14 protein-coding genes and 2 riboswitches are annotated in these 20,513 nt (G+C 58.5%); of the genes, 13 read left to right on the top strand and 1 reads right to left on the bottom strand.

The annotated features are described in order from the left end of the window. Nucleotides 1-21 precede the first annotated feature (21 nt). Together OZ410_RS01240 and OZ410_RS01235 are read left to right on the top strand one after the other, a co-directional pair. Nucleotides 22-2,418 (top strand): sodium-translocating pyrophosphatase, encoded by a 2,397-nt coding sequence (locus tag OZ410_RS01240; RefSeq protein ID WP_277706094.1) that lies wholly within the window; start codon nucleotides 22-24, stop codon nucleotides 2,416-2,418. A 144-nt stretch (nucleotides 2,419-2,562) separates the two neighbouring features. After that, nucleotides 2,563-3,564: an App1 family protein gene (locus OZ410_RS01235; RefSeq protein ID WP_277706093.1), complete on the top strand. Its 1,002-nt coding sequence runs from the start codon at nucleotides 2,563-2,565 to the stop codon at nucleotides 3,562-3,564. A gap of 7 nt (nucleotides 3,565-3,571) precedes the next feature. Here the strand turns inward: OZ410_RS01235 and OZ410_RS01230 are convergent, their stop codons facing one another. Further along, complete coding sequence (locus OZ410_RS01230) at nucleotides 3,572-4,186, bottom strand: deoxynucleoside kinase (protein ID WP_277706092.1); 615 nt, start codon at nucleotides 4,184-4,186, stop codon at nucleotides 3,572-3,574. Between the two features lie 307 nt (nucleotides 4,187-4,493). Between OZ410_RS01230 and metK the strand changes: the two genes are divergently transcribed. From metK to metH, 11 genes are all read left to right on the top strand, one after another. Continuing rightward, nucleotides 4,494-5,750, top strand: a complete 1,257-nt coding sequence (gene metK, locus OZ410_RS01225; protein ID WP_277706091.1) for a methionine adenosyltransferase — start codon at nucleotides 4,494-4,496, stop codon at nucleotides 5,748-5,750. Between the two features lie 74 nt (nucleotides 5,751-5,824). Further along, a riboswitch (SAM riboswitch) is annotated at nucleotides 5,825-5,935 on the top strand. A 79-nt stretch (nucleotides 5,936-6,014) separates the two neighbouring features. Beyond that, nucleotides 6,015-9,428 carry a bifunctional aspartate kinase/homoserine dehydrogenase I gene (gene thrA / locus OZ410_RS01220; RefSeq protein WP_420917738.1) on the top strand — a complete coding sequence of 1,138 codons (3,414 nt, stop codon included), beginning with the start codon at nucleotides 6,015-6,017 and terminating at the stop codon, nucleotides 9,426-9,428. A 19-nt stretch (nucleotides 9,429-9,447) separates the two neighbouring features. Next, a complete protein-coding gene (locus tag OZ410_RS01215; protein ID WP_277706089.1) occupies nucleotides 9,448-10,629 on the top strand; it encodes a trans-sulfuration enzyme family protein in 1,182 nt (393 codons plus the stop codon). A 27-nt stretch (nucleotides 10,630-10,656) separates the two neighbouring features. Continuing rightward, nucleotides 10,657-11,064, top strand: coding sequence for an RrF2 family transcriptional regulator (locus tag OZ410_RS01210; RefSeq protein ID WP_277706088.1), 408 nt, complete (start codon nucleotides 10,657-10,659; stop codon nucleotides 11,062-11,064). 162 nt (nucleotides 11,065-11,226) lie between these two features. Beyond that, nucleotides 11,227-11,850: a phosphoadenosine phosphosulfate reductase domain-containing protein gene (locus OZ410_RS01205; protein WP_277706087.1), complete on the top strand. Its 624-nt coding sequence runs from the start codon at nucleotides 11,227-11,229 to the stop codon at nucleotides 11,848-11,850. Nucleotides 11,851-11,919: 69 nt separating this feature from the next. Next, nucleotides 11,920-14,013 carry a HEPN domain-containing protein gene (locus OZ410_RS01200; RefSeq protein WP_277706086.1) on the top strand — a complete coding sequence of 698 codons (2,094 nt, stop codon included), beginning with the start codon at nucleotides 11,920-11,922 and terminating at the stop codon, nucleotides 14,011-14,013. Beyond that, on the top strand, nucleotides 14,003-14,791 hold the full coding sequence (gene cobA, locus OZ410_RS01195; protein WP_277706085.1) for a uroporphyrinogen-III C-methyltransferase: 789 nt from the start codon (nucleotides 14,003-14,005) through the stop codon (nucleotides 14,789-14,791). Before OZ410_RS01200 ends, cobA begins: the two co-directional genes overlap by 11 nt. Further along, entirely contained in the window at nucleotides 14,788-15,381 is a 594-nt protein-coding gene (locus OZ410_RS01190) for a precorrin-2 dehydrogenase/sirohydrochlorin ferrochelatase family protein (RefSeq protein WP_277706084.1), read from the top strand. The genes cobA and OZ410_RS01190 overlap by 4 nt, the downstream gene beginning before the upstream one ends. After that, complete coding sequence (locus OZ410_RS01185) at nucleotides 15,378-16,439, top strand: NAD(P)/FAD-dependent oxidoreductase (RefSeq protein WP_277706083.1); 1,062 nt, start codon at nucleotides 15,378-15,380, stop codon at nucleotides 16,437-16,439. The genes OZ410_RS01190 and OZ410_RS01185 overlap by 4 nt, the downstream gene beginning before the upstream one ends. A gap of 138 nt (nucleotides 16,440-16,577) precedes the next feature. Then, a riboswitch (SAM riboswitch) is annotated at nucleotides 16,578-16,687 on the top strand. Between the two features lie 102 nt (nucleotides 16,688-16,789). Beyond that, nucleotides 16,790-17,809, top strand: coding sequence for a homocysteine S-methyltransferase family protein (locus OZ410_RS01180; protein ID WP_277707153.1), 1,020 nt, complete (start codon nucleotides 16,790-16,792; stop codon nucleotides 17,807-17,809). Between the two features lie 4 nt (nucleotides 17,810-17,813). After that, a complete protein-coding gene (metH, locus tag OZ410_RS01175; protein WP_277706082.1) occupies nucleotides 17,814-20,504 on the top strand; it encodes a methionine synthase in 2,691 nt (896 codons plus the stop codon). Nucleotides 20,505-20,513 lie beyond the last annotated feature (9 nt).

Below are 20,513 nucleotides of genomic sequence, written 5' to 3'. Positions count from 1 at the left end.
ACTCTCTAAATAACTGACATAATGGAACAAATCGTGAATTATTTGTGGGCATTCGGCCTTTTGGGGCTGCTCTATGTGTTCGTGCGCAACGCATGGGTGTCCAAGCAGGAAGTAGGCGACGCCAAAATGGCGCGTATCGCCAAGAACATTGCCGATGGGGCCATGTCCTTCCTCAAGGCCGAATACAAGATCCTTTCGATTTTTGTTTTGGCGGTGGCCGTACTGCTCTTCTTTAAGGGGCAGAGCGAAGCCGGTTCCAACGGAATGGTGGCCGTATCCTTTGTGGTAGGGGCCGTGTGTTCCGCTTTGGCCGGTTTTATCGGGATGAAGGTAGCCACTAAAGCCAATGTCCGCACCACCAACGCCGCCCGGAATTCCCTGGGTAAAGCCCTGGAAGTTGCCTTTGCCGGCGGCTCCGTAATGGGGATGGGCGTTGTGGGCCTCGGGGTACTGGGCCTGAGCGGTTTGTTTGTGATATACAGCGGCCAGGGCTGGGCTATTTCCGAAGTCCTGAACGTATTGTCCGGTTTCTCCCTGGGCGCCTCATCCATTGCCCTCTTTGCCCGTGTGGGCGGGGGGATCTACACCAAGGCTGCCGACGTGGGGGCCGACCTGGTAGGTAAGGTGGAAGCGGGTATCCCCGAAGACCACCCCCTGAACCCGGCCACTATTGCCGATAACGTTGGGGACAACGTTGGGGACGTAGCCGGGATGGGTGCCGACCTGTTTGAGTCTTACGTGGGCTCCATTATCGGAACCATGGTACTGGGCGCCACCTTTGTAGGCATCCCCGAATTCCAGGCTGCCTTTGACGGCCTGGGCGCGGTGTACCTGCCGCTTGCGCTGGCCGGTGCGGGTATCGTAATGTCCATTATCGGGACCTTCTTTGTAAAAGTTAAGGATGGCGGGTCTCCGCACAAAGCCCTGAACATCGGGGAGTTTGGTTCTGCCCTCCTGACCCTGATCGTTTCCTATTTCCTGATTACCAACATGCTGCCGGAGTCCTGGACCGAAGGCGGGAAGGTGTTCACCTCCATGGGGGTTTTCTGGGCTACCATTGCCGGTCTGATTGCCGGCCTGCTGGTAGGTAAGGTTACCGAATACTACACGGGTACCGGCACCAAGCCGGTGAGCAGCATTGTGCGCCAGTCCGAAACCGGATCGGCCACCAACATTATTGCCGGGCTGGGTGTGGGCATGATGTCCACCGCCATCCCGATCCTGCTGATTGCCGGGGCTATCCTGGTATCCCACTACTTTGCGGGGCTCTACGGAATTGCGATTGCGGCCGTTGGGATGCTGGCCAATACCGGTATCCAGCTGGCTGTAGACGCCTACGGGCCGATCTCCGACAACGCCGGGGGTATTGCCGAGATGGCCGAACTGCCTTCCGAGGTGCGGGAGCGAACCGATAAACTGGATGCCGTGGGGAACACCACTGCCGCTATCGGAAAAGGCTTTGCCATCGCCTCTGCGGCCCTGACCGCCCTGGCGCTGTTTGCCGCCTTTATGAAGACTGCCAACGTAACCGCCATTGACGTATCCCAGCCGGATATCATGTCCGGGTTGCTGGTAGGGGCCATGCTGCCTTTTGTCTTCTCCGCCCTCTCCATGAACGCTGTGGGCCGCGCGGCCATGTCCATGATCGAGGAGGTGCGCCGCCAGTTCCGGGACATCCCCGAACTGAAAAGCGCCCTGGAGGTGATGCGCAAGTACGATTCCGATATGAGCAAGGCCTCCGAAGCCGACCGCAAGGTGTTCGACGCTGCAGACGGCAAGGCCGAATACGATAAATGCGTGGAAATCTCCACCACGGCTTCCATCAAGGAAATGGTGCTGCCCGGCCTGCTGGCCATTGCCGTGCCTGTAGCCGTTGGCTTCATCGGCGGGGCTGAAATGCTGGGCGGCCTGCTGGCCGGGGTAACCTCTGCCGGGGTGCTGATGGCCATCTTCCAGTCCAATGCCGGTGGGGCTTGGGACAACGCCAAGAAAATGATCGAAGAGCAGGGCCGTAAAGGATCCGATGCCCACAAGGCTGCGGTAGTAGGAGACACCGTAGGGGATCCCTTCAAGGATACCTCCGGGCCTTCCCTGAACATCCTGCTGAAGCTTATCTCCGTGGTTGCCCTGGTGATCGCCCCGAGTATTGCCCTGTCTTCCGATACGGCCATGGCCTATGCCGAAAAGCAGGCGGTGGAAGTGCAGAAGCGCGTTGAGGTAAAAATGGAGCAGAACCAGGACGGTACCTATACCGCCATGGTTACCACCACCACTACTGAGAACGGGGAAGAAAGCGTTCAGCAAGAGACCCTGACCGGAGATCTCGAAGCCGTAAAAGCTCAGGTAGAAGCCATGGGCGAGACTTCCGGCGCCAAGATCCGCGTAGAGAAGGAAGTAAAGATCGAGCAGCAGCAATAGGTGCTGTTTGACTGCGATATACAACCCCCGGTCCGCAAGGGCCGGGGGTTTGTTTTTGGGCTAAATCCGGGTCCGCGTTTGTCCGGTTCGCCTGGCCTGGGTATCTTCAGGGGCCCGGGGATTACCCCGGTAAACAAAATACCTATGGGCTGGCTGGGCCGAAAAGATCCGTTGCAAATCCTGGCGTTCCGCAGTTACGGGACGCCAACGCACCTCTATGCCCGCGGGCGGGCCCTGGAGGATGAAGCCATAGACCTGGCCCAGAAAGGAACGCTTTCCCTGCTGATCAGCAGCTGGAAACGCTTCGAGACGGATGAGGTCCGCAATACCCCCCTGAAACTGACCCTTCCGGATGGCCGGGGTTTTGACCTGCGCACGGACGGGGACGGATACTACCTGCTGGACCAGGCGGTGGATGGCCTCGGGGCCCTGGCCGATGAAGAGGGCTGGGTGCCCTATACCGTGGCCTACGACCCCGAAGGCCTCAGCCGGCCCATCCTGCGGGAAAATCGCTTTGAAGGGCGGTTGCTGGTGCCGCCTGAATCCGCAGCTTATGGCGTAGTTACGGATATAGACGATACCATCCTGCATACGGGGGTTACCTCTTACCTGAAGTGGCAGGTTATTGCCAATACCCTGTTCAAACGGGCGGAAAGCCGCATTCCCCTGCACGGGGCGCCCGAACTGTACCACCGTTTGCACGCCGGGGCGGGCGGCCAGGCCCGCAACCCCATTTTTTACGTGAGCCACAGCCCCTGGAACCTCTATAGGTACCTGGAGTATTTCCTCTCCCGCAATGCTTTCCCGGCCGGCCCCATCCTGCTGCGTTCCATGGCCAGCTTTTTGTCGCGCCGGCGGGGCGGGGCGCCCCACAAACAGCACGAAATTGAAAACATCCTGAAAACCTACAGGGACCTGCCGTTCATTTTGATCGGGGACAGCGGGGAACGGGATGCGGACATTTACCTGGAGCTGGCGCGCCGTTTCCCGGGTCGCATCCGGGCCATCTACCTGAGAAGCGTGCGCCACGGAGGCCGGATGCGCAGGGTGCGCAACCTGATTGCAGGCGAACAGGAGGTGCCGGTATGTTTGGTGCACCAGTCCGAGGAGGTGCTGGAGCATGCCCGCGGGTTGGGACTCTTGTAGGGTAGGGTCAGAACAGGCCGTGGATCTCGGCGTCGATTTTATTGATCACTTCCCCCAGGTGTTCGGGGTTATCCACAAAGTCCAGGTTATCTACGTCTATAACCAGTAAATTCCCTTTTTCGTACCCGTGTACCCAGGCCTCGTACCGCTCGTTGAGGCGGCTCAGGTAATCGATGGAAATGGAATTCTCATACTCCCGCCCCCGCTTGTGGATCTGGTTCACCAGGTTGGGGATGGAGCTGCGCAGGTAGATGAGCAGGTCCGGCGGCTGCACCAGGGTCTCCATCAGCTCGAACAGGCTGATGTAATTCTGGAAATCCCGGTTGGTCATCAGCCCCATGGCATGGAGGTTGGGGGCAAAGATGTGGGCATCCTCGTAAATGGTCCGGTCCTGGATTACGTTTTTACCGCTTTCCCGGATTTTCAGGATCTGCCGGTAACGGTTGTTCAGGAAGTAGATCTGCAGGTTGAAGCTCCACCGCTCCATCTGGGTATAGAAATCGTCCAGGTAGGGGTTGTCCACCACATCTTCGAAGTGTGCCTCCCATTTATAATGTTTGGAAAGCAACCGGGTCAGGGTGGTTTTTCCGGCGCCGATGTTGCCCGCAACCGCAATGTGCATGGTGTGAGGTGTTAAGGTTGGTCCATTGAAAAAAGTGGGGTTAAAGATACAAAGTTCGGGTGGACCCTGAAAGGGCTTCCGGGGCATTTCGGCCGGTAAAAAAGGCCGTTTTCCGCGTTTTTCTTTTCATTGATTTACGTACCTTTGCCTGCGCAAAACGCGAGGAAAGATTTGACTGATTGCAACCTCGGGCCGGCCAAACGCCAGCCGCCAAAAATGCTAAAGCAGTTTTTACCGCCTCCCCCTTTGGGGACCGCGGGACTGTAAAGCACCTGTAAACAGTCAGCTGTCCCTAAAAGTTTATACCATGTCGTACCTGTTCACCTCGGAATCCGTTAGCGAGGGCCATCCCGATAAAATTGCGGACCAGATCAGCGATGCCCTGCTCGATAATTTCCTGGCCTTTGACCCGGAGAGCAAAGTGGCCTGCGAAACCCTGGTTACCACCGGGCAAGTGGTGCTGGCGGGGGAAGTCAAGAGCCATACCTACGTAGACCTGCAGCAGATTGCCCGCGAGGTGATCAACGAGATTGGGTATACCAAGGGGGAATACCAGTTCAGCGGGGATTCCTGCGGGGTGATTTCCCTGATCCACGAGCAATCGCCGGACATCAACCGGGGGGTGGACCGCGGGGCCAAGGAACTGCAGGGCGCCGGAGACCAGGGGATGATGTTCGGGTATGCCAGCCGGGAGACCGACAACTATATGCCCGTGGCCCTGGAGCTGGCCCATATCATCTTGCAGGAACTGGCCGCCATGCGGCGGGAGGGAACCGGGATGGCCTACCTGCGCCCGGATGCCAAGGCCCAGGTGACCGTGGAATACACAGACGACCACCAGCCTGCACGGGTGGATACCATCGTGATTTCCACCCAGCACGACCCCTTCGATGCGGATGAGGCCGCAATGCTCCGCAAAATCGAGGCAGACATGAAAGCCCTGCTGATGCCGCGGGTCATCGGGCAACTGCCCGAGCGCCTGCAGCAGTTGTTTGGGGAAGACATCACCTACCACATCAACCCTACCGGTAAATTTGTGATTGGGGGCCCCCACGGGGACACCGGCCTCACCGGGCGCAAGATTGTGGTGGATACCTATGGGGGTAAAGGCGCCCATGGGGGCGGGGCCTTCAGCGGGAAAGACCCCAGCAAGGTAGACCGCAGCGCAGCCTATGCCGCACGCCATGCCGCCAAAAACCTGGTAGCCGCCGGGGTGGCGGACGAGATCCTGGTGCAGGTGAGCTATGCTATTGGGGTGGTGGAACCCACCTCCATATACGTCAACACCTATGGCACGGCCCGCGTCGGCCTTTCGGACGGGGACATTGCCCGGAAAGTGGCAGAGCTTTTCGATTTCCGCCCCTTTGCCATTGAACAACGCCTGAAGCTGCGCAACCCCATTTACCGGGAGACCGCCGCCTATGGGCATTTGGGTAAGGCACCCCGCACGGTATCCAAGGTGTTCGAATCGCCCTATAACGGGCGGGTCGAACGGGAGGTGGAACTCTTTACCTGGGAAAAACTCGACGCCGTGGAAGCGGTAAAAACGGCCTTTGGGCTGTAAAAATTCCAGGGCGGATGGGGGATTTTTTCCCGGCATCCCTATATTTGTCCCGAAACGTTCACTGTTTTACTGACCCGTTATCAAGAAAGGCGGAGGGAATAGACCCTGTGAAGCCTTAGCAACCCTTCAGCCTGCCTGAAGAAGGTGCTACGTTCTAACCCGGCCATGGCCGGGGCAGATAACAACCCGGCTATCGCCCCTTTTGCTTCTCTTCATAACGCTTTTTGTATTTTAAAATATCCGAGGCCCCGTGGCCCGGCCTGCATGTTTATGGAAGCGAAGCCTTTGCAACAGATCCAACTGGAAACCTATACCACCCTGAGCGGGGTGACCCAGCCTATTTCCCTTTCCTACGAGATATTCGGGCAACCCCTGGGGGAGGCGCCCGTGGTATTGGTGAACCACGCCCTTACCGGGAATTCGAACGTGGCCGGGCCGGACGGCTGGTGGACATCCCTGGTCGGCCCCGGTAAATGTATCGATACCGGGCATTACACGGTGTTGTGTTTTAACGTACCCGGCAACGGATACGATGGCTACCTGATTGAAAATTACAAGGATTTTGTGGCGGGGGATATTGCCCGCATCTTCCTGCAGGGCCTGGATACGCTGGGAATTACAGAGCTATTTGCCCTGGTAGGAGGGTCCCTTGGGGGGGGCATTGCCTGGGAAATGGCTGCCCTGCGCCCGGACCTGGCCCGGCACCTGATCCCGGTGGCCTCCGATTGGAAATCCACGGACTGGCTTATTGCCAACTGCCAGATCCAGGAGCAATTCCTGGTCAATTCCAAGCAACCGGTGCACGATGCCCGTATGCATGCCATGCTTTGTTACCGTACCCCGGAGTCCTTTAAACAGCGCTTTAAGCGCAGCACCAATGAGGAGTTGCAGGTCTTTAATGTGGAGAGCTGGCTGCTGCACCACGGCAAGAAATTGCAAGAACGCTTCCAGCTGGCAGCCTATAAACTGACCAACCAGTTGCTGAAAACCATCGATATCACCCGGCGCGGGGATGGGGTTTTCCAGGCCCTGGAACAATCCGGTACCCACATCCACATTATCGGGGTAGATTCTGACCTCTTCTTTACCGCCAGTGAGAACAAGGAGACCTATAAGCAACTGGCCCAGGCCAGCAGCAAGGTCACCTACGGGGAGATCCAATCCGTGCACGGGCACGATGCCTTCCTGATCGAATTTGAGCAGATGGAGGAGCTGCTGCGCCCCATTTTCCAACCCGAAGGGCAGGCCCAGGGCCTGAAGGTGCTGAAGTTCGGCGGGAAATCCCTGGCCAACGGGGAGGGTCTGGAAAGGGTACTAAAAATTATTTCGGACAAAGCGGCCCGGGGCGAGCGCCTGCTGGTGGTGCTATCCGCCCGGGAAAAGGCTACCGACCAACTGGAGGCCTTGCTGGAAAAGGCGGCTGCAGGCAAACCGTTTCAGGAAGCCCTGGAAGCCTTCGAAGCCTACCAGCGGCACACCTTTAACGGGGCCATCCCGGACGATGCCTTCCAAACCCTGGCCCAATTGCTGGAGGGGGTCCGCCTGCTGGGGGATTTCAGCCCTAAAACCAAGGACCTGGTCCTGGCGCAGGGCGAATTGCTTTCGGCCCGCCTGGTAACCGGCCTTTTGCAGCAGCGCGGGGTGAAGGCCGTTATGGCGGATGCGCGGGAACTGCTGGTTACGGATTCCACCTTTGGCAACGCCCGTGTAGACGATGAAGCCTCCCGCCAGCGCGCCGATGCGGTGTTCAGGGAATTGCCCCCGGATGCCGTTCCGGTGGTAACCGGCTTTATCGCATCTAACGCCCAGGGGGAGACCACTACCCTGGGGCGCAACGGCAGTAACTATACCGCCTCCCTGCTGGCCAATTACCTGAATGCGGAGGAGCTGCAGAACTACACCCATGTCAATGGCATTTTTACGGCCAATCCGGACCTGGTGCCGGACGCGCGCCGCATCGGGCAACTATCGTACAGCGAGGCCAATGAACTGGCCAATTTCGGGGCTACCATCCTCCACGCCAAGACCATTATCCCCCTGCTGGAAAAGAACATCCCTTTGCGCATCCTCAACACCTTTGACGGCGACAACGAAGGGACCCTGATCAGTGCCCGGCCCAGCCCCGAAGGCATCCGTTCCCTGTCCGTCATTGAACAGGAGGCCCTGATCCACCTGGAGGGGCGGGGGCTGCTTGGGAAGGTGGGCGTGGATGCCCGGATCTTCCGGGCCCTGGGCCAGAGCGGGGTAAGCGTGGGCATTATTTCACAGGGTTCCTCCGAGCGGGGCATCGGCCTGGTGGTGAAGGCCAATATGGCTGAACGGGCCAGGGCTGCCCTGGAGGCGGAGTTCGAAGAGGATTTCCGCAGGCGCGACATCAACCGTATCCATATCACCTCGGATGTGGCTGTCATCTCGATTGTTGGCCAGGACCTGAGCACCTTCCACAAGCCCTACAACGCGTTGATCCGCAACCAGGTAGTTCCCCTGTTGTTCAACAATGCCGTAACGGGGAAAAACGTGAGCCTGGTGGTTCAAAAGGCGGATATGCTCAAAGCCCTGAATGTGATCCACGGGCAGATTTTCGGCATCAGCAAGAAGGTGAACCTGGCCATCTTCGGGGTGGGGCAGGTAGGGGGTACCCTGGTAGACCAGCTGCTGGCCTCGGCCGAAAGCATTGAGCGCCGCCAGGGCATTCGCCTGAACATATTCGCCCTGGCCGGTTCGCGCCGGCTCTTACTGGATCGGGACGGGGCGGGAGCCAATTGGCAAAACCGCCTGCAGGATGCCCCGGACGGGTACCAGCTGCAAGAGGTCTTTGACTTTGCCAGGGCCCACCACCTGGAAAACCTGATTGCCGTGGACAATACGGCCAGTGAAACCTTTGTTTCCCGCTACCTGGATTTTGTGGCGCATGGGTTTGACCTGGTTTCCTCCAACAAGATTGCCAATACCCTGGGATATGAATTTTACCGCAACCTGAGGCGGGCCCTGGCCGGAAGGCAGAAACAATACCGGTACGAAACCAATGTTGGGGCGGGTCTCCCCCTGATCGATACCATTGCCCTGCTGCACCTTTCCGGGGAGAATATTACCCGCATCCGGGGGGTCTTCTCCGGTTCCCTGAGCTATATTTTCAATACCTTCTCCGCGTCCGGGGCCCCTTTTAGCAAGATTCTGAGGGAAGCCGTGGAGAAAGGGTATACCGAACCCGACCCCCGCGAAGACCTTTCCGGGAACGATGTGGGCCGCAAGCTGCTGATCCTGGCGCGCGAGCTGGACCTGCAGAATGAATTTGAAGATGTTGCCGTGGAAAACCTGATCCCCGAAGGGATGCGCGGGGGCAGCCGGGAGCAATTCCTGGAACAGGCCGCAAGCCTGGACCGGGAATTTGAAGCGCGCCGCCGCCGGCTGCAGCCCGGGCATGTGCTCCGGTATGTGGGGGACCTCTCCGGGGACCTGCAACAAGACCGGGGCGTCCTGGAAGTTAAATTGATCGAAGTGCCTGCAGACAGCCCCCTGGGGCAGGTGAAGGGGGCAGATTCCCTGATCGAGATCTATACCGAATCCTATGGGGAGCACCCCCTGGTGATTCAGGGGGCCGGAGCCGGAGCCGCCGTAACCGCCCGAGGGGTATTCGGCGATATCCTCCGCATTGCCCAGCAGGGGCATAACGTGTAACCGTAACCAATTATCAGGCATGAAAAAGCAACACCGCACCGAGACCGACGCCATCCGCACCCAGATTCCCCGAACCGACTTTATGGAGCACTCTGCGCCCATGTACCTGAGTTCGAGCTTTGTTTTTGAGGATGCCGAGGATATGCGCGCCTCCTTCGCGGAGGAAAAGGACCGCACCATCTACTCCCGCTATTCCAACCCGAATACTTCCGAGTGGATCCAGAAGGTCTGCCAGATGGAAGGCGCCGAGGCCGGGTTTGCCTTTGCCTCCGGAATGGCGGCGGTGTTCTCCACCTTTGCGGCCCTGCTGGACAGCGGGGACCACGTGGTGGCCAGCCGGTCCGTATTCGGGTCGACCCATACCCTGCTGACCCAGATCTTCCCCAAATGGAACATCGGACATTCCTATTTCCGCCACGACCGCCTGGAGGAGATCGAGGGACTTATCCAGCCCAATACGCGCATCCTCTATGCCGAAAGCCCCACTAACCCCGCAGTGGATGTCCTGGACCTGGAGGCTTTGGGGCAGATCGCCCGCAAGCACGGGCTGCTGCTGGTGATAGACAATTGCTTTGCCACGCCCTACCTGCAGCAACCCATCCGCTTCGGGGCAGACCTGGTGATCCACTCCGGCACCAAGCTAATGGACGGGCAGGGGCGGGTGCTGGCCGGGATAACTGTGGGCCCTGCAGGCCTGATCGACCGGATTTACCGGTTTGCCCGTATTACCGGCCCGGCCCTCTCCCCCTTTAATGCCTGGCTGCTGTCAAAAAGCATGGAAACCCTTGCGGTACGCGTAGACCGGCATTGCGAGAATGCCCTGAAGGTGGCGGAATTTCTTTCGGCTCACCCCAGGGTTAACTGGGTGAAATACCCCTTCCTGAAGAGTCACCCCCAATTTGCCCTGGCCAAAAAGCAGATGAAGGCCGGCGGCTGTGTGGTGGCCTTCGAGGTAGAAGGGGGCGTGGATGGGGGGCGCACCTTTTTTGACCACATCCGGCTGTTGTCCCTCTCGGCCAACCTGGGGGATACGCGCAGTATCGTGACCCACCCGGCCTCTACCACCCACAGCAAGCTGAGCCCTGCCGAACGGGCGGAAAGCGGGATTACGGACGGGATGGTACGGATTTCTGTGGGCCTGGAGCACCCCGAAGATATCTGTGCGGACCTGGGGCAGGCCCTGGATAGCATCGGCGGCTAGCATCTCCATTTTTCCTATCTTCGTACTATGCTGTCCAAGAAGACCAAATACGGCCTTAAAGCACTTTCCTACCTGGCTTCCCAACCGGATCGGCAACCCGTGCAGATCGCGGAGATCGCCAAGGCCGAAAACATATCCCAGAAATTCCTGGAGAGCATCCTGCTTACCCTTCGCAAAAACGGCTTCCTGGGGTCGCGCAAGGGCAAGGGCGGGGGATACTACCTGATCAAGGACCCGGCGGATATCCCAATGACCAGTGTAATGCGGGTATTGGAAGGGCCCATTGCCATGGTGCCCTGCGTAAGCCTGAATTTCTATGAGAAGTGTGCGGACTGTCCGGACGAATCGCGTTGCTCTGTAAACAAGCTCATGCTGCAGGTGCGGGACAGCGCTTTAGAGGTCTACCGCAACAACTCCCTGGCCGATATCCTATAAACCCTTAATGAGCTTCCGGGGTTGCCGATCTTATAAAAACTCAGTCTGTTTCTTATAAATCTACTAAAACAATAGGGTTTATGTGATTTTTAACGATTTTGTTGAGTTACATCCGAAAAAGAAGTGTAGTTTTGAATACTCTAGTAAATTAATAGGAATATTATGTCCTGGGATCCTGCACACATCCGTCACCTGAACCAGCACCTCAAGGGTATCCCCCCGGAAGAGATCATTTCCTGGGCTGTGGAACGGGCTGAACGACCGGTAATCACCACGAACTTTCGCCCGTATGAAGTGGCCCTGCTGCATGCCGTAACCGAGGTTGAGGAAAACATGCCTGTGATTTGGTGCGACACCGGCTATAACACTCCCCAGACGTACCGCCACGCGGAGGAATTGATACGCCGGCTGGATTTGAAAATTCGGCCGTATATCCCCAAACAAACGGCGGCCCACCGGGATGCCACGCTTGGGATACCCGATATTGAGGACCCCAGGCATGCGGAATTTACCGAACAGGTAAAGCTGGAGCCTTTCCGCCGTGCCATGCAGGAACACAAACCAGACGTGTGGTTTACCAACTTGCGCAAAGGGCAGACCGCCCACCGGGATTCCCTGGATATCATGAGTCTGAGTGCCGATGGGGTATTGAAGGTTTCGCCTTTTTACTACTGGAGCGATGCCCGGTTGGATGGCTACCTGTCCCGCCATGGCCTTCCCAACGAACATAAATATTACGACCCCACAAAGGTGCTGGCCCACCGGGAGTGCGGCCTGCACACCTAGGTTATCAGGGGAGAGGGAATAACGGTATACTTTTATTTATAAATCTATATAATCTATAGGAAAGATAGAATGAATAGCTTCCGAACTGAAATCGAAAACCCCGTAGTGGAACGGGATATCCTGGAGCTCGAACGCAAAATACGCCTGTTCCGGGAAGGGCAGCTGGACCCGGAAAAATTCCGGAGTCTGCGCCTGGCCCGCGGGGTTTACGGGCAACGGCAGCCGGGGGTGCAGATGATCCGCATCAAAATCCCCTATGGCAAACTCCGGGCCACTCAACTGGAGCGCATTGCCCAGGTATCGGATGAATACTCCACTGGGAAATTGCATATTACTACCCGGCAGGACCTGCAGATCCATTATGTAGACCTGGACCGCACCCCGGAGCTTTGGGCTGAACTGGAAAGAGACCAGGTAACCCTTCGGGAAGCCTGCGGCAATACGGTCCGCAATGTAACGGCCAGTGAAACGGCCGGTATTGACCCGCAGGAAGCCTTTGACGTTTCGCCCTATGCCCAGGCGGTGTTTGAATATTTCCTTCGCAATCCTGTGGGGCAGGAACTCGGCCGGAAATTCAAGGTCTCTTTTTCCGGAAGCGATGCCGATACCGGTCTTTCCTATATGCACGACCTGGGCTTCCTGGCACGTATACAGGGGCGCCAGCGCGGATTTAAAGTGTTGATTGGCGGTGGGCTGGGGGCACAGCCCAGGCATGCGGATGTGCTGTACGAATTCCTGGAAGCAGACCGGATCATTCCCCTTATGGAAGCCGTCCTCCGTGTTTTTGACCGTCATGGGGAACGGAAAAGCCGGGCCAAGGCCCGGATGAAATTCCTCCTGAAGGAAATGGGGCTGGAAGCCTTCCGGGAGCGCATCCGGGAAGAATGGCCTGCCCTGCCGTATCCCGTATATCCCATCGATACGGAAACGTATCCCAAACCGGTGCCCGCGGTGCAGGCACCGGAAATCCCGACAGTGGAAAATCCCAGTGCCTACCAGGCCTGGAAGCAGAATAATGTATTACCCCAGCGGCAACCCGGATATGTGGCCGTGGGCTTAAAGGTCAAGCTCGGGAATTTCTCCACAGAACAGGCCCGGGCTCTTGCGGCCCTTGCTTCCCGCTATGCAGCCGGGGAGCTGCGGCTGACCCTGAGGCAGAATATCCTGCTTCCCTATGTAAAGGAACGCTGGCTGCCCTATTTTTATGAGCGCCTTAAGGCTCTGGGCCTGGCTGAACCGGGCTACCAGAGTGCTGCGGATATCACCGCCTGCCCGGGCACCGACACCTGTAACCTGGGGATTGCCAGCAGTACGGGTATTGCCGCGGAACTGGAGCGCCTGTTAAAAGCCGAATACCCCCATTTTCAATCCAATCCTGATGTGGTCATCAAGATTTCCGGGTGTATGAATGCCTGCGGGCAGCACACCATGGCGCACATCGGATTTCAGGGAATGTCCATTCGCACCCCGGATAAGCGGGTTGCGCCGGCCCTGCAGGTGCTCCTGGGCGGGGGTAACCTGGGTGGGGGGCAAGGTTTATTTGCAGATAAGGTGATCAAAGTCCCCTCCCGGAGGGGCCCGGATGCCTTACGCCGTATCCTGGACGACTATCAGGCCCACGGGCAGGGGCAGGCCTACCACACCTATTACCAGGCCCGGGGGCAACAGTATTTCTATGCCCTGTTGAAATCGCTGGCAGATACGGCTACCCTGACCGATGAGGACTTTATCGACTGGGGCGCGCGGGAGAAATACGAGAAAGCCATTGGCGTGGGGGAATGCGCCGGGGTGGTGATTGACCTGGTGGCCACCTTGCTGCTGGAAGGGCGGGAAAAGCTCGAAGAGGCCCGGCAGGCCCTGGCCGGAGAAAAGTGGGCGGCAGCACTGTACCATGCTTACAGTGCCCAGATCCATACCGCCAAGGCCCTGCTTACCGGGGAAGGGGTTACGACCAATACCCATGCCGGTATCCTGGAAGACTTTGATTTACATTTCACCGGCCAGGACAAACCCTTCGGGGTTCAACCTTTCCGCGATTCGGTTTTGGCGATTCAGCAGCACGCCCCGGAGGCGGATTTCGCCTCGCGCTACCTGAAGCAAGCGGCCGCTTTTCTGGACCTGGCAGAAACCTTCCGCCAAAACAACCTACGCTATGCCGGGTAGGGGCAAACTCACCCTGATTGGGGCTGGCCCGGGCGATCCGGAGCTGATCACCCTGAAGGCGGTACGCCTGCTGGGTACGGCTGATGTGGTGCTCTACGATGCCCTGGTGGCAAAGGAACTCCTGGCCTACGCCCCCCAGGCCGAACACCTGTTTGTGGGCAAACGAAAAGGGTGTGTGGCTTACAGGCAGCCCCAGATTCACGACCTGATTGCCCACCGTGGCCGGCAGGGCTTACACGTGGTGCGCCTCAAGGGCGGTGACCCCTTTGTGTTTGGCCGGGGATCTGAAGAGCTGGATCATGCGGTATCCCATGGCATGGCTGTGGAAGTGGTTCCCGGCCTGTCCTCCAGCCTGGCGGTCCCTGCCCTGCAACATATCCCCATGACCCTGAGGGGAGAAGCCGAAAGTTTTTGGGTTTTGACGGGAACCACCCGGGCCCACCGCATGAGTGCTGACATTGCACTTGCAGCGCGTTCCTCTGCCACGGTGGTCATCCTGATGGGGATGTCCAAAATTGCCGAGATCATGGCCTGTTTTTCGGATTGCGGGAAGTCCGGGCTCCCCGTTGCGGTGATTCAGGAAGGCAGTACCCCGGCTTCGCGTATGGTGGTAGGCACTGTGGCCACCATCGCCCGGCAGGTTGAAGCAGCCGGGCTGCAAAACCCCGCTGTAATCGTGGCCGGTACCGTAGTGAAAAAATATCGGAAAAGCCGGCATCCCGTGCCGGAGGTATGGCCCTCTACCTTCCGGATGCCCCAAACCCTTGAATCTATATGAAACGAAATACGCTTTATCCCATCTTCCTGAAGGCCCAACAGCTGGAGATTTTAATTGTGGGCGGAGGATACGTAGCGGAGGAAAAACTTCGCTTTTTGACCAAATCCAGCCCGGACGCCCGGGTAACCCTGGTGGCCCCGTTCTTCCGGGAGGACACCCGGACCCTGGCCGAGGGGTACCGGGCCAACCTGGTCTTTGGTGAATACCACCCCGGCTACCTGCAGGGCAAACACCTGGTCATTGCCACCACCGACCGGCCCGAGGTCAATACGCAGGTTTACCGGGATTGCCGGCAGCGGCATATCCTGGTGAACGTGGCCGATAACCCGCCTTTCTGCGATTTTTATATGGGGGGAATAGTAACCAAAGGACAGGTTAAAATCGCGATCAGTACCAACGGGCAATCGCCTACCACGGCCAAGCGGCTCCGGGAGTTTTTCGAGGCCATCCTCCCGGACGACATCAGCGAGCTGGTACAAAACCTCCATGCCTACCGCAGGACCCTTCAGGGAGACTTTCAGGCCAAAGTAAAAGAGATGAACCGGGTAACCAGCCGGCTGGTGGCCCAAAACGAGGAAAACCTAAGATGATACAAACCGACTTGCTAATTATAGGTGCAGGCCCTACCGGCCTGTTTACCGTATTTGAAGCCGGCCTGCTGGGCCTGCGCTGCCACCTGATAGACGCCCTGCCGCAACCCGGGGGGCAATGTGCGGAAATCTACCCCAAAAAACCGATTTACGACATTCCCGCCTATCCGGAAATCCTGGCGGGCGACCTGGTGGAGCGCCTGCTGGAGCAGATTCGTCCTTTCAGCCCCGGGTTTACCCTGGGGGAGCGGGCCGAAACCCTGGATCGGGATGCCGAAGACCAATTTATAGTAACCACGGATAAGGGGACAGCGCACCGGGCCCCTGTGGTGGTGATCGCTGGCGGGCTGGGCTCTTTTGAGCCGCGCAAACCCCAGATTCCGGACCTGCAACTTTTTGAGGATAAGGGGGTGGCCTATATGATCAAAGACCCGGAGGCCTATCGCGGGAAAAAAGTGGTCATTGCCGGGGGTGGGGATTCCGCCCTCGATTGGGCCATCCACCTGGTCGGGATTGCGGCCGAGGTGCACCTGGTCCACCGCCGGAACGAATTCCGGGGGGCACAGGATTCGGTGGATAAGGCCGCTGCCCTGGCTGCCGAAGGCCGTATTCGCCTGCTTACCGAAGCCCAGGTAAGCCGCCTCTATGGGGACGAACACCTGGAAGCGGTAGTGGTGGCCCATAACGACCCTAAACGGGGGGAGGTCTATGTGGAGGCCGATAGCTTTATCCCCCTCTTCGGACTGTCGCCCAAGCTCGGGCCCATCGGGAACTGGGGGCTGGAGATCGAAAAGAATGCGATCCGCGTGAACAATGCCTACGACTATCAGACCAATATCCCCGGGGTGTACGCCATTGGGGATGTCAATACCTACCCCGGAAAGCTCAAACTGATCCTGTCGGGATTCCACGAGGCTGCGGTAATGTGTCAAAGTGCCTACCAGGTGGCCCGTCCGGGGAAGCGTTTTGTTATGAAGTACACCACTGTGGGCGGCATCAACGGTTTTGACGGCAGCCGGAAGGAAGCAAAAAAGGAGGTGGTACAGGCGCTGAAATAGGGCAGCCCACCACCCCTATACACAAGGGCTGCAGATCAGTAGGGGTTTTGAGGCCTTGGGCATCGTAAAAATCGGGGCTGAGGTTTGTTTTTGCCGGGCAGGTGCCGTTACTTTGCGCCAGTTCATTGCCAGGCTGCATTGTTATCGAGAAAGGTGGAGGGAATAGACCCTGCGAAGCCTTAGCAACCCTCGGGCCACTGGGCCGGAGAAGGTGCTACATTCTATCCGGTACGCCGGACAGATAACCAACCGGCTTTCCAGGCCATTTCCCATTTTTACTCGATGTTTTGCAATTCAGTTTCTACCTTCCGAAAGGTTTCGGGGGTATGGCACGGACCCAAATGTATGATATGGCGGACCTGTATTCCATCCTGAACGATCGCATCCTGGTGCTTGACGGCGCCATGGGGACCATGTTGCAGCGCTATAACTTCACGGAAGCGGACTTCCGAGGAGACCGCTTTAAGGACTGGCCCCAACCCCTGCAGGGCAACAACGACCTGCTCTCCCTCACCCAGCCCGGGGCTATTGCCGAGGTGCACCGGAAATACCTGGAAGCCGGGGCTGATATTATTGAGACCAATACGTTTTCCTCCACTTCCATCGGTATGGCCGACTACGGGATGGAAGCCCTGGCCTATGAACTGAACCGGGCTTCGGCTGAAATTGCCCGGGCCCAGGCCGATGCCTTTACCCAAAAAGACCCGTCCCGACCCCGCTTTGTGGCCGGGAGCATGGGGCCCACCAACAAGACGGCCAGTATGTCGCCGGACGTAAACGATCCGGGCTACCGGGCTATTACCTTCGAGGCCCTGCGCCAGGCGTACCGGGAACAGGTGGAAGGCCTGCTGGATGGCGGGGCAGACCTGCTGCTGGTAGAAACCGTATTCGACACCCTGAACGCCAAGGCCGCCCTCTTTGCCATTGAAGAGGTTAAAGCCGAACGGGGCATTGACATCCCGGTGATGGTAAGCGGGACCATAACCGACGCTTCCGGCCGGACCCTTTCGGGACAAACCCCGGAGGCCTTCCTGATCTCGGTATCCCACATTCCCCTCCTGTCCGTGGGCCTGAATTGCGCCCTGGGGGCCGAGCAACTGGTACCCTACCTGGAAATCCTGGCCCAGCGGGCGCCCCAGGCGGTGTCTGCCCACCCCAATGCCGGCCTGCCCAACGCCTTCGGCGAGTACGACCAAAGCCCGGAACAAATGCAGGAACAGCTCCGGGAGTACCTGGAACGCGGCCTGGTCAATATCCTTGGGGGGTGTTGCGGGACCACCCCCGAACATATCCGGGCCATTGCCGCCCTGGCGAGGACGTTTAAACCCCGGCCTTTCCAGGCCCCACATCAGCCTGTACAAAATCCGTAAACCCTTGCCTGAACACACGCCCAAATACCTGAAACTCTCCGGCCTGGAGGCCCTGGTGATCACCCCGGAAAGCAATTTCGTGAATGTGGGGGAACGTACCAATGTGGCCGGTTCCCGGAAATTCCTGCGGCTGATCAAGGAAGGGCAGTTCGAGGCTGCCCTGGACATTGCGCGCGAGCAGGTGGAAGGCGGGGCCCAGATCATCGACGTCAACATGGACGACGGGATGATAGACGGGAAGCAGGCCATGGTGACCTTCCTGAACCTGATGATGGCCGAACCCGACATTGCCCGGGTACCGGTAATGATCGACAGTTCCAAATGGGAAATCCTGGAGGCTGGCCTGCAGGTGGTACAGGGTAAATGCGTGGTGAATTCCATTTCCCTGAAAGAAGGCGAGGAGGCTTTCCTGGAACAAGCGCGCAAAATACGCATGTACGGGGCTGCCGTGATTGTCATGGCCTTTGACGAAACCGGGCAGGCGGACACCTATGAGCGGCGCATCGAGATCGCAGCGCGCTCGTACCGCCTGCTGACCGAAAAAGTACAATTCCCGCCGGAAGACATCATTTTTGACCTGAATATTTTTCCCGTGGCCACCGGGATGGAAGAACACCGCCGCAATGCCGTGGACTTTATCGAAGCTACCCGTTGGGTGCGCCAAAACCTGCCCCACTGCAGCGTAAGCGGGGGGGTGAGCAATGTTTCCTTCAGTTTCCGGGGCAACAATGCGGTGCGGGAAGCCATGCACTCCGCCTTCCTCTACCACGCCATACAGGCCGGGATGAACATGGGGATTGTAAATCCCACCATGCTGGAGGTTTATGACGACATCCCCGGCGACCTGCTGACTCATGTGGAGGACGTATTGCTAAACCGCAGGGAGGACGCTACCGAACGCCTGCTGGAATTTGCCCAGACCGTAGAGGGGCGGGTGCGGGAACGAAGCGAGGACCTGAGCTGGCGGGAAGCCCCCTTGCAGGACCGGATTACCCGGGCCCTGGTAAAGGGGATCGACCAGTATATTGAGGCCGATGTGGAAGAGGCCCGGCAACAGGCGGCACGCCCGATTGAAGTGATTGAGGGGCACCTGATGACCGGCATGAACGTGGTTGGCGACCTGTTCGGGAGCGGAAAGATGTTCCTGCCCCAGGTGGTCAAATCGGCCCGGGTGATGAAAAAGGCCGTGGCCTACCTGACCCCCTATATCGAAGCCGCCAATGCCGAGGATGCCCAGGGGGGCAAAAGCGCAGGAAAGATTCTGCTGGCCACGGTAAAAGGTGATGTGCACGACATCGGAAAGAATATTGTAAGCGTGGTGCTGGCCTGCAACAATTACGACATTGTGGACCTGGGGGTCATGGTACCCCCGGAGCGTATCCTGCAGCAGGCCCGGGAACATCAGGTGGATATGATCGGCCTGAGCGGCCTGATTACGCCTTCCCTGGACGAGATGGTCTTTTTGGCATCTGAAATGGAACGGCAGGAGTTTCGCCTGCCCTTGTTGATCGGAGGGGCTACCACAAGCCGCGCGCATACCGCGGTAAAAATCGACCCGGCCTATAGGGGGGCCGTGGTGCATGTGCCGGATGCCAGCCGTGCCGTGACGGTGGCCGGGGAATTGCTGCAACCCGAAAGCGGGCAGGCCTATGCTCAAAATGTCAGGAACACCTATCAGGAGCTGCGGGCCGGCTACCTGAAACGCGGGCGGGAGAAGGCCTACCTGTCCCTGGAGGAGGCCCGGGCCAATGCCTTGGCCATTTCCTGGGAAGAGACAGATATTACCGTACCCCGACACCTGGGCGTTGAGTGCCTGGACCCGCTGGACCTGCGTAAGCTGGAGCCCTATATTGACTGGACCCCGTTTTTCCGCTCCTGGGACCTGCACGGAAAATTCCCCGATATCCTGGAGGATGCGGTAGTGGGGGAGCAGGCCAAAGGCTTGTATGAGGATGCGCGCACCATGTTGCGCCAGCTGATCCGCGAACGCAGCCTGACGGCGCGTGCGGTGTTTGGGCTGTTTCCCGCCAACCGCGTGGGGGCGGACGATATTGAGATTCATCCTCCCGGTCATGAACCCCGGAGGCTTTTGACCCTGCGCCAGCAGGGACGCAAAAAGGAAGGGGTGCCCAACCTGGCCCTGGCCGATTTCATTGCCCCGGCCGAAAGCGGGCTGCAGGATTACATGGGCTGTTTTTGCGTGACGGCTGGTTTTGGGGCAGACAAACTGGCTACCCGTTACCTGGAAGAACTGGACGATTACCGCAGCATTATGGTAAAAGCCCTGGCCGACCGGCTGGCCGAGGCGGCTGCCGAATACCTGCACCGGGAGGTGCGCACCCGGTACTGGGGGTATGCCCCCGGGGAAACCCTGGACAACGCCGGGTTGATCCGGGAAGCGTATCAGGGCATCCGCCCGGCACCCGGTTACCCGGCCTGCCCGGACCACCTGGAAAAGCAAACCCTCTGGGACGTGCTCCAGGTAGAGGAGCGCATAGGGGTTCGCCTCACCGAAAGCCTGGCCATGTGGCCGGCGGCCAGTGTAAGCGGGTATTACTTTGCACACCCCCAGGCCCGTTATTTCGGGGTGGGTAAGATCAAACCCGACCAATTGGAGGATTATGCCCAACGCCGGGGCATCCCCCTGGAAGAAGCTGAAAAATGGTTGCGCCCCAACCTGGCGGATACCGAATAAACGAACCTG

The organism is Robiginitalea aestuariiviva (assembly GCF_029537735.1).
Lineage (GTDB): Bacteria > Bacteroidota > Bacteroidia > Flavobacteriales > Flavobacteriaceae > Robiginitalea > Robiginitalea aestuariiviva.
This window is presented reverse-complemented; position numbering and strand designations above follow the sequence as displayed.